This is a genomic window from Amphritea sp. 1_MG-2023, from assembly GCF_030547545.1.
GTDB lineage: Bacteria > Pseudomonadota > Gammaproteobacteria > Pseudomonadales > Balneatricaceae > Amphritea.
On record NZ_JAUOQE010000007.1, the window covers coordinates 33,753 to 46,818 of the forward strand.

11 protein-coding genes are annotated in these 13,066 nt (G+C 52.2%); all 11 read left to right on the forward strand.

From position 1 onward, the window contains the following. Position 1 precedes the first annotated feature (1 nt). The 11 genes from rsmH to Q4488_RS05775 are packed head-to-tail and all read left to right on the forward strand — an operon-like array spanning position 2 to position 13,065. On the forward strand, positions 2-940 hold the full coding sequence (gene rsmH / locus Q4488_RS05725; protein WP_303579508.1) for a 16S rRNA (cytosine(1402)-N(4))-methyltransferase RsmH: 939 nt from the start codon (positions 2-4) through the stop codon (positions 938-940). Further along, a complete protein-coding gene (gene ftsL / locus Q4488_RS05730; protein WP_303579509.1) occupies positions 937-1,287 on the forward strand; it encodes a cell division protein FtsL in 351 nt (116 codons plus the stop codon). Before rsmH ends, ftsL begins: the two co-directional genes overlap by 4 nt. Then, positions 1,277-2,992 (forward strand): penicillin-binding protein 2, encoded by a 1,716-nt coding sequence (locus tag Q4488_RS05735; RefSeq protein WP_303579510.1) that lies wholly within the window; start codon positions 1,277-1,279, stop codon positions 2,990-2,992. The genes ftsL and Q4488_RS05735 overlap by 11 nt, the downstream gene beginning before the upstream one ends. Further along, positions 2,989-4,527 carry a UDP-N-acetylmuramoyl-L-alanyl-D-glutamate--2,6-diaminopimelate ligase gene (locus Q4488_RS05740; protein WP_303579511.1) on the forward strand — a complete coding sequence of 513 codons (1,539 nt, stop codon included), beginning with the start codon at positions 2,989-2,991 and terminating at the stop codon, positions 4,525-4,527. The genes Q4488_RS05735 and Q4488_RS05740 overlap by 4 nt, the downstream gene beginning before the upstream one ends. After that, on the forward strand, positions 4,524-5,912 hold the full coding sequence (gene murF / locus Q4488_RS05745) for a UDP-N-acetylmuramoyl-tripeptide--D-alanyl-D-alanine ligase (RefSeq protein ID WP_303579512.1): 1,389 nt from the start codon (positions 4,524-4,526) through the stop codon (positions 5,910-5,912). Before Q4488_RS05740 ends, murF begins: the two co-directional genes overlap by 4 nt. Continuing rightward, positions 5,912-6,994, forward strand: coding sequence for a phospho-N-acetylmuramoyl-pentapeptide-transferase (gene mraY, locus Q4488_RS05750; RefSeq protein WP_303579513.1), 1,083 nt, complete (start codon positions 5,912-5,914; stop codon positions 6,992-6,994). Before murF ends, mraY begins: the two co-directional genes overlap by 1 nt. Positions 6,995-7,004: 10 nt before the next feature. Next, positions 7,005-8,357 carry a UDP-N-acetylmuramoyl-L-alanine--D-glutamate ligase gene (gene murD / locus Q4488_RS05755; RefSeq protein WP_303579514.1) on the forward strand — a complete coding sequence of 451 codons (1,353 nt, stop codon included), beginning with the start codon at positions 7,005-7,007 and terminating at the stop codon, positions 8,355-8,357. Next, positions 8,354-9,580 carry a putative lipid II flippase FtsW gene (gene ftsW / locus Q4488_RS05760; protein ID WP_303579515.1) on the forward strand — a complete coding sequence of 409 codons (1,227 nt, stop codon included), beginning with the start codon at positions 8,354-8,356 and terminating at the stop codon, positions 9,578-9,580. Before murD ends, ftsW begins: the two co-directional genes overlap by 4 nt. After that, positions 9,573-10,670, forward strand: a complete 1,098-nt coding sequence (gene murG / locus Q4488_RS05765; RefSeq protein ID WP_303579516.1) for an undecaprenyldiphospho-muramoylpentapeptide beta-N-acetylglucosaminyltransferase — start codon at positions 9,573-9,575, stop codon at positions 10,668-10,670. The genes ftsW and murG overlap by 8 nt, the downstream gene beginning before the upstream one ends. A gap of 17 nt (positions 10,671-10,687) precedes the next feature. Continuing rightward, positions 10,688-12,121 (forward strand): UDP-N-acetylmuramate--L-alanine ligase, encoded by a 1,434-nt coding sequence (murC, locus tag Q4488_RS05770; RefSeq protein ID WP_303579592.1) that lies wholly within the window; start codon positions 10,688-10,690, stop codon positions 12,119-12,121. Then, a complete protein-coding gene (locus tag Q4488_RS05775; RefSeq protein ID WP_303579517.1) occupies positions 12,121-13,065 on the forward strand; it encodes a D-alanine--D-alanine ligase in 945 nt (314 codons plus the stop codon). Before murC ends, Q4488_RS05775 begins: the two co-directional genes overlap by 1 nt. Position 13,066 lies beyond the last annotated feature (1 nt).

Consider the following 13,066-nt stretch of genomic DNA (forward strand, 5'->3'; position numbering starts at 1 on the left):
CATGAGTGCAGAGTTTAAACATATCACAGTATTGCTGAATGAGGCTGTGGATACCCTGGTCGAAGATCCGGATGGGTTTTATATAGACGGCACTTTTGGCCGTGGAGGTCATTCTGCGCTGGTATTGAGTCGTTTATCAGCACAGGGGCATCTGATGGCGATCGATAAAGACCCCGAAGCTATTGCCTGTGCCGCCGAGCGATTTGCTGATGAGCCGCGCTTTAGTATTGAACGTGGTTCATTTGCGCAATTAGAAGAGTTTGTGCGGCAGCGTGATTTGGCCGGTCAGGTGGATGGCGTATTGCTTGATTTGGGCGTTTCCTCGCCACAGTTGGATGATCCAAACCGTGGCTTTAGCTTTATGACCGATGGCCCTTTGGATATGCGCATGAATCCGGATGTCGGTGAGAGTGCGGCCGAGTGGATCGCGCGGGCGAGTGAGAAAGAAATTGCCGATGTGATGTATACCTATGGAGAAGAGCGTCATTCACGGCGGATGGCGCGGGCGATTATCAACGAGCGAGCGCTCGATCCGATTGTCACCACGGCCCGTCTAGCGAAGATTATTACTGAGGCTAACCCCGCCTGGGAGAAAGGGAAAAATCCAGCAACTCGGGCTTTTCAGGGTATCCGTATCTTTATTAATCGTGAATTAGAGGATCTGGAAGACTGCCTTGATCAAGCTCTCGATATGCTTAAGCCGGGTGGCAATCTGGTGGTGATCAGCTTTCATTCGCTGGAAGATCGGATCGTTAAGCGTTTTATTCGTAAATACGTTAAAGGCGATGAGCATCTGCCGCCGGGCATTCCGGTGACCGATGATATGTTGAATATTCGACTCAAAGCGGTCGGTAAGGCGGTGAAAGCGGGGCGTGACGAGGTGTCAGATAATCCGCGTTCACGTAGTGCCGTGATGCGAGTCGCTAAGAAAGTTCGATGAAACTGAATGTGTCGCTGCCGCCGTGGTTGCAGGCTAAACCCGAGCCTGCGATTAGTGGCTTAGTCGAACCGGCAGAGCTGATAAAGCCTGGGTTGCTTCTGTTTTGCTTGGTAGTGGCGTTGGTGGTGTCGGCGTTGCTGGTTATTTGGTCGGCACATCAGTATCGAATTTTGTTTAATCAGCAACAAGAACTGGTGCAGCAATGGGATGAGTTGCAAGTCGAGTGGGGGCAGCTATTACTCGAACAGGGTACGTTAGCGGCGAATAACCGGGTTGAATCAGTGGCCATTAAACGTTTAGGGATGCGAATTCCTGAGCAGGTTGAGGTGATCAGAGATGAGCGATGAGCAAGGCTTACAAGCTCGTGCAGCAAGAGGCTGGCGCTTATGGCTGGTGTTCTTTTTGCTGTGTCTGATTGCCACCGCCGTGGCTGGCAAGATGCTCTCGCTAAACGTGCATGAACAGGCGTTTTTAAAGCGTCAGGGTGATGCGCGCGTGCTGCGAACCGCGGTTATTCCTGCTCATCGAGGCATGATCAGTGATCGTAACGGTTTGCCTTTATCGGTGAGTGCGCCGGTTTCAACGGTGTGGATGAATCCGAAAGAGTTTGATCTGCAAAACGGTTCGCTTAATAAGTTAGCCAGTTTGATCGACAGCGATAAGACGGCGTTACTAAAACGGGTGTCGCGTTTTCGTGATAAGCAGTTTATCTACCTGAAGCGGCAAATGACGCCAGCTCAGGCTGAACAGGTTGAAGACCTGCATATTCCGGGCGTTTATGTCGATCGTGAATATAAGCGTTTTTATCCTGCGGCCGAAGTGGCGACGCATTTAGTCGGCTTTACTGGCTTAGATGGTGCGGGACAAGAAGGCATCGAGCTGGCGTTCGAAGATTGGCTGCAGGGCGTGCCGGGTAAAAAACTCGTGATGCGAGATCTGTTAGGGCGAACGGTTAAACATATCCGTGAATTAGAACCCATGGTGCAGGGTAAAGATCTGCAACTGAGTATCGATCTGCGGTTGCAATATTTAGCTTACCGTGAACTGAAGGCGGCGGTGCAGGCTCATAAAGCGGATTCGGCAGCGATGGTGGTGTTGGATGTACACACCGGCGAAGTGTTAGCGATGGTGAATCAACCATCTTATAACCCGAATGATCGCAGTAACTTAGGTAAGGGAATGGAGTCACTACGTAACCGAGCCGTGACCGATACCTTTGAACCGGGCTCAACGATGAAGCCGTTGACGATAGCGGCAGCCCTGATGAGTGGTAAATATAGCCTGGATAGTGTTATCGATACGTCACCGGGCTATCTTCGAGTGAAAGGCAAAACGATTCGCGATCATCGTAACTATGGCAAGTTGAGTATGGGACGCATTATTACTAAATCCAGTAACGTCGGTGCGACGAAGCTGGCCTTGAGTCTGCATGGCGATGCCGTGCGTAATGTGTTTCATAATGTAGGGCTGGGACAGGTACCAGGGACCGGTTTTCCTGGTGAACAGTCGGGTGTGCTGCCTTATTTATCAGAAAAACGTTTAGTCGAGCGCGCGACGATGTCGTATGGCTATGGTTTATCGGTGACCCCGTTGCAATTAGCACAGGCGTATTTACCGTTTGCCACCGGCGGATTGATGCGGCCAGCGTCGTTGTTGAAGTTAGATCGGCCCGAATCCAGCACTCGTGTGATGCCTGAAAGCGTGGCCACCGCTATCTTAAAAATGATGGAGACGGTGACACAAACCGGCGGTACGGGGCGTCGCGCCGCCATTGCGGGTTATCGAGTGGCGGGTAAAACCGGCACCGTGCATAAAGTCGGTAGCAATGGTTATGCCGATGATCAGTATATGTCTATTTTTGCCGGTGTCGCGCCTGTGGATAACCCAGAGATCGTTGCCGTGGTGATGGTAGATAACCCGAAGGGGCAAGAGTATTACGGTGGTGAAGTGGCCGCGCCATTATTTTCCCGAGTGGTGGGCGGCGCGCTGAGAATGTTGAATGTGGCGCCGGATAACTGGCAGCCCGCGGATTCTCGGATGGTGATGCAATGAATAATGTTAGTTACACGCTGGCTGAGTTGATGCCGTCGCTAGCCGACAGCAAGTTAGCGCCGCTGCTGATCAGCGGGCTTTGTCAGGATAGTCGTCAGGTAAAGTCAGGCGATCTGTTTTTCGCGCGTAATGGCGTGAGTCATAAAGGTATTGATTTTGTTTGCTCCGCTGCAGCAGAAGGGGCAGTCGCTGCGATCGTTGATGACGCAGAACTGGCTGCAGCGGACTCTATTGATGTGTCGATCCCGCTGATCGGGGTAGCCGATGTGGCTAGCGCGATCGGTGAGGTTGCTTCACGTTTTTACGGGGAACCCTCGCTTCATCTGCAAGTGATTGGCGTGACGGGCACAAACGGTAAGACCTCCTGCGCTCACTATGTTGCTCAGTTGTTGAGCTTTTGTGGTGAGACCTGTGGCTTGATCGGTACGGTAGGTAATGGGTTATTGGGGCAGCTTCAAGCAGCGACGCACACCACCCCGGATGCTATCGGCGTACATAAATTGTTAGCCGATTTTCGTCAACAGGGGGCAACGGCGGTGGTGATGGAAGTCTCTAGCCATGCGCTCGATCAGCAGCGTATTAGTGGCGTGCACTTTGTCGCTGCGGGCTTTACTAACCTGTCGCGAGATCATCTTGATTATCACGGTGATATGGCGAATTACGCGGCCGCTAAGGCGCGCTTGTTTAATGATTTGGCCATTGAGCATCAGGTGATTAATGTTGACGATGCCTTTGGTGTCAGCTTGCTGGCAGGGCAAACGGGGCATCAGCGAGTCGGCTTTGGTGAATCGCCTGAGGCCGATGTGAGAGCCACCGAGGTACAACTCTCAGCGAGTGGTATCCGTGCTCACATTGAGCTGCCTCGGGGCAGCTTCGAATTAGACAGTGGCATTATTGGTCGGTTTAATTTGAGTAATCTACTCCTGACGATCGCGATCACCGATCAGTTGGGTTATTCACTGCAGCAAATTGCTCAAGGAGTAGGACAGTTAAGCCCGGTGGCTGGGCGGATGGCGCTTGTTTCACGAGAGACACCGCAGGTGGTGATTGATTATGCGCATACCCCCGATGCTTTAGAGAAAGCCTTGCTCGCACTGCGGAGTCATTGTCACGGCCAGTTGTGGTGCGTGTTTGGTTGTGGTGGTGATCGAGATAACGGTAAGCGGCCGCAGATGGCAAAGGTCGCTGAACGTCTCGCGGGCCGTATTATCGTTACCAGTGATAACCCGCGTATGGAAGATCCAGAGCATATTATAGCCATGATCATGACGGGCTTTAGTGATACGGCCGCGGTGATTTGTCAGGTGGATCGACAACAGGCCATTGAACAAGCGATTGCGGCCTTAGCGCCTGACGATATTTTGTTGATCGCAGGCAAAGGACATGAAACTTATCAGGATATTCAGGGTGTGAAGTTGCCATTTGATGATTTAGCCGTGGCGCGTCAGGCGTTGGCTATGAAGCGCTCTGTCGCTGACGATGAGTCGCGACAGACGGGCGTGAGTGATAACGATAATGCGGAGCAGAATCAATGAACGGCCCGTTTTCGTTAAGTGAATTAGTCAAGCCGATGTCGGCTCGGTTAATCGGTGTCAGCTGTGAAGTGTTAGGCGTCAGCACTGATACACGTCATATCCGCCCAGGAGACCTATTTATTGCCTTACGCGGCGAGCATTTTGATGCCCATGAGTTTGTCGCTCAAGCGGTTGCTGATGGTGCGGTGGCGGTGGTTGTCGAACGTGAAGTCGATATCGATGTGCCTCAATTGCTGGTCAGTAATACGCGCATGGCGTTGGGCAATATTGCTGCATTTAATCGTGATCGGTTTAGTGGCTCGTTGTTTGCGGTTACCGGCAGCAGTGGCAAAACCACGGTGAAAGAGATGCTGGCATCGGTGAATCGGTTGCGTGGGCAAACGCTCGCCACACAGGGTAACTTAAATAACGATATTGGTGTGCCGCTGACCTTGTTGAGACTATCTGCCGGTGATCGTTATGCGGTGATTGAGATGGGCGCCAGTGGAGCCCATGAAATCGCCTACAGTACGCATCTTTCTAAGCCGGATGTAGCGATTCTGAATAACGCTTTTGGCGCACATCTTGAGGGCTTTGGTTCGCTCAAAGGGGTGGTGCTGGCCAAGGCTGAAATTTTTGAAGGCTTGTCAGAACATGGCACGGCGGTGGTGAATCTGGATGATCCTCATGCACATGTTTGGTTGGGGATGTTACAGCAGCAACCTTTGATGACGTTCTCGCTGGATAAGAGGGCAGCGACGGTATACGCCTCAGCCATTCGCTTACAGTCAACCGGCTGTTATGCCTTTGAACTGAATTACCGAGGCCATCAATATCCGGTTAGTCTGGCTTTGATGGGGCGACATAATATTGCCAATGCCCTCGCGGCAGCGGCGGCACTGTTGGCCGATCATTGCGACCCGCTGGTGGTGGCAAAGGGCTTGAGTCAGTGTCAGGCCGTTGCCGGTCGCATGAGACCGATTCGCTTAGATGAACAGACCTTAATCATCGATGACAGTTACAACGCTAATCCTGATGCCGTCAAAGCGGCATTGGATACGCTCGCCGAACTCGAGGGAGAGCAGGTGTTGGTGCTCGGTGATATGGGCGAGCTGGGCAGCGATGCAGACGAGAAGCATCGCGAGGTCGGCTTATATGCGGCGCAGAAAAATATCGATCGCCTTTTGAGTTGCGGTGTTTTAAGCCGTGCGACACAGGCAAGTTATCGTGCGGCGGGCGGTAAAAGTGCCGAGCATTTTACCGATAAAGCCGCGTTGTTGCGTTATCTACAACAACTACCAACGCAGCCGCGGGTTCTATTAGTTAAAGGCTCGCGCAGTGCCGGCATGGATAAAATTGTAACGGGCCTGACCAACGATGGCTCGACCGATGGGAGTAGTCACTGATGTTATTGTTTTTGGCCAATTGGCTGGCTGAATATAACAGTTTTTTCACCGTGTTTAGTTATCTGACCTTACGCGGCATACTCGGCGTGCTGACCGCACTGGCGATCTCATTAATGCTGGGGCCTGCTCTAATCCGCAAGTTGAAAAGTAAACAGATAGGTCAGACGGTGCGTAACGATGGTCCGGAATCGCACTTCAGTAAGGCAGGCACCCCGACGATGGGCGGTGCCTTGATCATTTTAGCGATTATGATCAGTAGCTTGTTATGGTCTGATCTGAGTAACCGTTATACCTGGATTGTACTGGGCGTGACCTTCATTTTCGGTGCCGTGGGTTGGGTTGATGATTACCGCATGGTGATTGAAAAAAGTACGCGAGGCTTACCGGCTCGCTGGAAATACTTCTGGCAATCGGTGGGTGGTCTCGGAGCCGCCATTGTACTCTATATGACGGCGCAATCGGCGGCAGAAACACAGCTCATTATTCCGATATTTAAAGATATCGTTATCGAAATGGGGCTGTTCTTTATTGTCTTTACCTATTTTGTGATTGTCGGCACATCCAACGCCGTTAATCTCACCGACGGTTTAGATGGCTTGGCTATTTTACCGACGGTATTGGTGGCCGGCGCATTGGGCTTTTTCGCTTATTTGGGGGGTAACGTTAACTTTGCCACTTACTTGCATATTCCCTATATCGCGGGGGCGGGTGAGTTAGTGATTATCTGTGCCTCGATTGTTGGTGCCGGTTTGGGTTTTCTCTGGTTTAACACCTATCCCGCTCAAGTTTTTATGGGGGATGTGGGCGCGCTTGCATTAGGCGCTGCGTTAGGTGTGATCGCCGTTATCGTGCGTCAGGAATTCGTACTGATGATCATGGGCGGTGTGTTTGTTATCGAAACGGTGTCGGTGATTTTACAGGTGGGCTCCTTTAAATTAACTGGCCGACGCATCTTTAGAATGGCACCGTTGCATCATCATTTTGAATTGAAAGGCTGGCCTGAGCCACGGGTTATTGTGCGTTTCTGGATCATTACCGTGGTGTTGGTACTGATTGGCTTAGCCACTTTAAAAATACGTTAACGGAGAGATTGTGAGCCTGATAGCGACGGATCAATTGCGGATTATCATCGGACTGGGACAGACCGGGCTTTCCTGTGCCCGCTATTTAGCGGCTAAAGGTTTACCGTTTATGCTCGTTGATACGCGGAATGCGCCGCCGAATCTTGCGTTGATTAAGGAAGAGTTTGCGGCGGTGGAAGTGCATTGCGGTGAATTGGATGCAACATTGTTGTGTCGCGCCAGTGAAATCCTATTGAGTCCCGGCGTAGCGAAAGATCAGCCTGCGATTCAGGCCGCCGTGGCGGCGGGCGTGAAACTCAGTGGCGATATCGATCTCTTCTGTCAGGCGGTGACGGCACCGATCATTGCCATTACCGGTTCGAATGCAAAAAGCACGGTGACAACCTTGGTGGGCCAGATGGCACGGGATGCGGGGATTGATACCGGCATTGGTGGCAACCTCGGTACCCCCGTGTTAGATATGCTCAGCGTGGGCGAGCAAGCGCTCTATGTGTTGGAACTCTCCAGCTTTCAGTTGGAAACGGTGAATGATCTGCGAGCGGCGGCGGCTACCGTGTTGAACGTCAGTCCCGATCATCTCGATCGCTATCACAATAGCCTAGCGCTGTATTATCAAGCGAAACATCGGGTCTTTAAAGGTGCCGCGAATGTGATCGTCAATCGTGATGATCCGTTAACCTCACCGTTGGTAAGCAGCGGCGTTAATATCCGTAGTTTTGGTTTGGGGCGGCCCGATCTGAATCAGTTTGGCCTACTGAATCAAGCGGGCGAGGTTTTTCTGGCTCGGGGTTTAACGCCACTGTTGGCGATCAGTGAACTCAAGATTCAAGGTCAGCATAATTTGGCTAATGCCTTGGCGGCATTGGCACTGGGTGAAGCGGTCGGTCTGCCGCTGGATTCTATGTTGCAAACGCTGCGAGACTTTACGGGGTTAAAGCATCGTTGTCAGTGGGTCGCCGATAAGCAGGGTGTGCATTATTTTAATGACAGTAAGGGCACTAATGTCGGCGCGACCGTGGCGGCGATTAATGGTTTATCCGCGAGTCTCGCGGAAGGTAACAAAATCGTTCTAATCGCGGGGGGCGTGGGTAAAGGGGCCGATTTTAGTGATCTCGATCAGCCATTACGGGCAGCGTCGAGAGGGCTAGTACTGATCGGTGAAGACGCGCCCTTGATTGCTGCTGCGGTGACGGATGTCGAGGCACATTACGCTGACAGCATGAGCGCGGCGGTACAACGGGCAGCACAGCTGGCTCGGCCCGGTGATATCGTGCTGTTGTCGCCGGCCTGTGCCAGTTTCGATATGTTTAGCGGTTTTCCCGCCCGTGGCGATGCCTTTATTGAGGCGGTGGAGGGACTATGAGTAGCGCCGTTTCAGCTGCGCTAAAAGGCTCGGCAACGATGCCAGTGAGGCTGAATGATCGGGTATTACCCTTCGATCCGTTATTGATGGCGGCCACCTTATGCCTGATTTTGATCGGTTTTGTCATGATCAGCTCGGCCTCTATTGAAGTGGCTGCGGTGCGTAATAGTAACCCGTTTTTTTATATGATTCGGCACGGAATCTTTATTCTGCTGGGCCTCACGGCGGCGATTATCGCCGTTAGAATTCCCATCGCTTTCTGGCAGAAGAGTGGCCCTTGGTGGCTATTGTTAGGTGCTGTTCTGTTGGTGTTAGTACTGCTAGTCGGTCGTGAAATTAATGGTTCGGTGCGCTGGATTCCATTAGGACCGATCAACCTGCAAGCATCGGAAGTGGCAAAGTTTGCCATGGTGATTTATTTGTCGGGTTATTTGGTGCGCCGCCTGAGTGAAGTGCGCAGCAGCTGGAAAGGCATTGCGAAGCCGGCGTTACCGCTGGCCTTTTTTGTCTTCTTGATTATTTTAGAACCCGATTTCGGTGCCGCGGTGGTATTGATGGGCAGTGTCATGGGGATGATTTTTCTCGGCGGTATGAAGTTTAGTCAGTTTGCCTTGATCGTGATTGGCTGTGCCGTGGTGATTCCATCGTTGGCGATGTTACAGCCTTATCGTGTGGTGCGCTTGAAGACGTTTCTCGATCCTTGGGCCGATCCTTTCGGTTCAGGCTATCAGTTGGCGCAAGCGCAGATCGCCTTTGGTCGAGGTGATTGGTTCGGTGCCGGCTTGGGTAATAGTGTGCAAAAGTTGTTTTATCTGCCAGAGGCACATACCGACTTTGTGTTTTCGGTATTGGCCGAAGAGATGGGCTTAGTGTTTGCGTTGCTGGTGGTAGTTTTATATGGCCTGATGGCACAACGGATGTTTCGCATCGGTCGGCGAGCGGAAAAGTTACAGCAATTTTTCATGGCCTATATGGTGTATGGCTTTGCCATCATGCTGACAGGGCAGGCGTTGATTAATATCGGCGTTAATGTCGGTGCGCTACCGACGAAAGGTTTGACGTTGCCCTTGGTGAGTTATGGCGGCAGTAGTTTGGTGATCAGTTGCGTCATGATTGCGATCGTGATGCGAGTCGATTACGAGTTGAAACGGTTACAGGTGAATGCGGTGAGTAAGCCGTCAGGGAAGCAGCAAAAATTGACAGCAGGTAACGCTGATGGATAACGCTCGTAAAGTCTTAATCATGGCCGGGGGTACCGGTGGACATGTGTTTCCGGCGCTGGCAACCGCCGATTGTTTACGTCAACAGGGGGTATCGGTTGAATGGCTGGGCACGGCGGCGGGAATTGAAGCGGATGTGGTACCTGCTGCAGAGATTAAATTGCACTGTATTGAGGTGAAAGGGCTGCGTGGTAAGGGCAAGTTAAGCTTACTGCTGGCACCCTTGCGCTTGCTGCAGGCGCTGTATCAAGCCTTCAGGGTGTTGCGTCGGGTTAAACCCGATGCGGTGCTGGGGATGGGCGGTTTTGCGTCTGGCCCAGGAGGACTGGCGGCCTGGTTGAGCGGTATTCCTGTCTTGGTGCATGAACAAAACGCCTATGCCGGTATGACCAATAAAATTTTATCGCGGCTGGCGCGGCGCGTGCTCGAAGCCTTTGGCGGCGCGTTTAGCGACAAGATTAACACCACCGTGGTGGGTAATCCGGTACGTGGTGATATTTTGCAACTCCCAGAGCCGGCGCAACGTTTTGCCGATCGAGATGGCCCGCTACGGTTGTTAGTCGTTGGTGGAAGCCTGGGTGCTAAGGCGATTAATGAATTATTGCCCGAGGTGATAAATGGCTTGCCTGAGGGAGTGACGCTGGAGGTTTTGCATCAGGTCGGTAAGCGTAATTTAGCCGAAACCCAAGCGCTGTATCGCGCGGTAGGGCTGACAGAGCGTGACACGATTCGTGTCGTGCCGTTTATCGAGCGGATGGATGAGGCTTATGGCTGGGCAGATTTAGTCTTATGTCGTTCAGGCGCCCTCACGGTGAGTGAGTTGAGCATTGCAGGCGTGGCTTCTGTGTTAGTGCCATTTCCATTTGCGGTGGATGATCATCAAACGGGTAATGCCCGCTATTTAGCCGAGGCAGGTGCGGCGATCTTGATACAACAGCGTGAATTGAGCCGAGATCGGCTAATCAATATTTTGACAGAACAATTGAATGATCGTCGGGTACTGCTGGATATGGCGCAAAAAGCGCGTCAACTGGGGCAGCCTGAAGCGAGTCAAACCGTTGCTAAGTTCTGTCTGGAGGTAATGAAGAAGTGACTGATAATATCGCCGAAATGTATGCAGTTCCCGAGATGCGCCGAATTCGTCGAATCCATTTTGTTGGTATCGGCGGCGTGGGTATGTGCGGTATCGCCGAGGTGTTGCTGAATCAGGGCTATCAGATTAGCGGTTCTGATATTAGAACATCGGTGACTACCGAGCGGCTGCAACAGATGGGAGCTGAAATCTTCATCGGTCATCTCGCTGAGAACGTTACCGCGGCGAATGTCGTAGTGACTTCAACCGCGGTCGGTGACGATAACCCGGAAGTAAGCGCTGCGCGTGAACGGCGTATACCGATTGTACGACGGGCAGAAATGCTGGCAGAACTGATGCGTTATCGTCACGGTATCGCGGTTGCCGGTACGCACGGTAAGACGACCACCACCAGTTTATTGGCCTCGGTGATGGCGCAAGCCGGCTTAGATCCGACGTTTGTGATTGGTGGGCGACTCAACAGTGCGGGCACCAACGCCAAGCTAGGCGGCAGCCGTTATCTGGTGGCCGAAGCGGATGAAAGCGATGCATCGTTTCTGCATTTACAACCGATGGTAGCGATTGTCACGAATATTGATGCCGACCATATGGATACCTATGGTGGCGATTTTGGCAAGCTGAAGCAGACCTTTATCGATTTTCTGCATAACCTGCCTTTTTACGGTTTGGCGGTGTTATGTACCGATGATCCGGTGGTACAGGAAGTGATTCCGCACGTGGGTCGGCCGATCGTCACCTATGGTGTGAATGAAGCGGCGGATTATCGCGCGCAAGCGATTGTTCAGCGGGGTATGCAAACCAGTTTTACGGTGAAACGTCCCGATGGCCGTGCTGATTTACAGGTTACGTTGAATATGCCGGGCCGACATAATGTCTTGAATGCTCTGGCGACGATAGCGGTGGCCAGTGATGAAGGCATTGATGATGCATCGATCTGTGCCGCGTTGAAAAAATTTGAAGGGGTGGGACGACGCTTTCAGGTATTGGGTGATATACCTGTTAAGGGAGGCTCGGCGATGCTGGTGGATGATTATGGTCATCATCCCCGTGAAGTTCAGGCGACTATTCGTGCAGTCAAAGAGGGGTGGCCCGATAAGCGTTTGGTGATGATCAATCAACCACACCGTTTTACGCGTACTCGCGATCTGTATGAAGATTTCGTGCAGGTATTATCGGAAGCCGATGTGCTGTTATTGATGGAAGTGTATGCCGCAGGCGAAGAGCCTATCGCTGGGGCGGATAGTCGTAGTCTGTGTCGTAGTATTCGTCAGCGGGGCAGTGTTGATCCGGTGTTTGTTGAATCGGTTGATGTGGTGCCGAGCGTACTCAAAAACCTGTTACAGCCGGGTGACCTGCTCCTAACGCAGGGGGCGGGTAATATCACCGCGCTGGCACATCAGTTATCGACGCTAGATTTAACGGCGGCTGAGTCTGCCGTGGAGACGGATTGATGGATTATTTTATGATATCTGCGCAGGAACGTGCCGAGTTTGGTCGAGTGGCGGTACTCTACGGCGGCTCGTCTGCCGAGCGTAGCATTTCACTAAAAAGTGGCGCCGAAGTGTTACGTGGCTTAAAACAAGCCAATGTGGATGCGTTTGGTATTGATCTTTGTGCCGCAGGGGCCGATCCGTTAGCGCAGTTGCAACAGGCCGAGTTTGATCGCGCTTTCCTGATTATGCATGGGCGTGGCGGTGAAGATGGCACGCTACAGGGCGTGCTAGAGATCATGGCTAAACCCTACACGGGCAGCGATGTGATGGCCTCGGCATTGGGCATGGATAAGGTTAAGTGTAAACAGATATGGCGGGCGGCAGGCTTACCGACACCTGCATATGCGGTGCCTGACGAGACCACTGATCTACAGCAGCTAGGCCAACAGCTGGGTTTTCCGATGATTATCAAACCGGCTCATGAAGGCTCTAGTATTGGCATGAGCAAGGTCGAGAGCGCGGCGCAATTGCAACAAGCGATTCAAGCGGCGCAGCAGTTTGATCGGGCGGTGTTGGCAGAAAGTTGGATCAATGGCCCTGAATTTACGGTGGCGGTGTTGAATGGTAAAGCGCTACCGGTGATCCGTTTGGAAACGTCGCACGCGTTTTATGATTTTGAGGCGAAATATCAGGCTAATGATACGCAGTATCATTTTGATAATGAGTTGACCGAAGCTCAGGAAGCCGAATTAAAGCGCTTATCGGAGCAAGCCTTTGAAATGGTCGGATGCCGTGGTTGGGGGCGCGTCGATGTTATGTTAGATCAGCAACGCGGCTTTCAGTTGTTGGAAGTCAACACCTTGCCGGGGATGACCGATCATAGCTTGGTGCCGATGGCAGCTCGACAAGCGGGAATGAGCTTTAACGAGCTGGTGGTGACTATTTTGCGAGGGAGCCTTTAAG

Coding starts and splice junctions, on each gene's coding strand:
- ftsL (WP_303579509.1), top strand. CDS start 937: ATGAAACTGAATGTGTCGCTGCCGCCGTGGTTGCAGGCTAAACCCGAG.
- mraY (WP_303579513.1), top strand. CDS start 5,912: ATGTTATTGTTTTTGGCCAATTGGCTGGCTGAATATAACAGTTTTTTC.
- Q4488_RS05775 (WP_303579517.1), top strand. CDS start 12,121: ATGGATTATTTTATGATATCTGCGCAGGAACGTGCCGAGTTTGGTCGA.
- murG (WP_303579516.1), top strand. CDS start 9,573: ATGGATAACGCTCGTAAAGTCTTAATCATGGCCGGGGGTACCGGTGGA.
- murF (WP_303579512.1), top strand. CDS start 4,524: ATGAACGGCCCGTTTTCGTTAAGTGAATTAGTCAAGCCGATGTCGGCT.
- Q4488_RS05735 (WP_303579510.1), top strand. CDS start 1,277: ATGAGCGATGAGCAAGGCTTACAAGCTCGTGCAGCAAGAGGCTGGCGC.
- ftsW (WP_303579515.1), top strand. CDS start 8,354: ATGAGTAGCGCCGTTTCAGCTGCGCTAAAAGGCTCGGCAACGATGCCA.
- murC (WP_303579592.1), top strand. CDS start 10,688: ATGTATGCAGTTCCCGAGATGCGCCGAATTCGTCGAATCCATTTTGTT.
- Q4488_RS05740 (WP_303579511.1), top strand. CDS start 2,989: ATGAATAATGTTAGTTACACGCTGGCTGAGTTGATGCCGTCGCTAGCC.
- rsmH (WP_303579508.1), top strand. CDS start 2: ATGAGTGCAGAGTTTAAACATATCACAGTATTGCTGAATGAGGCTGTG.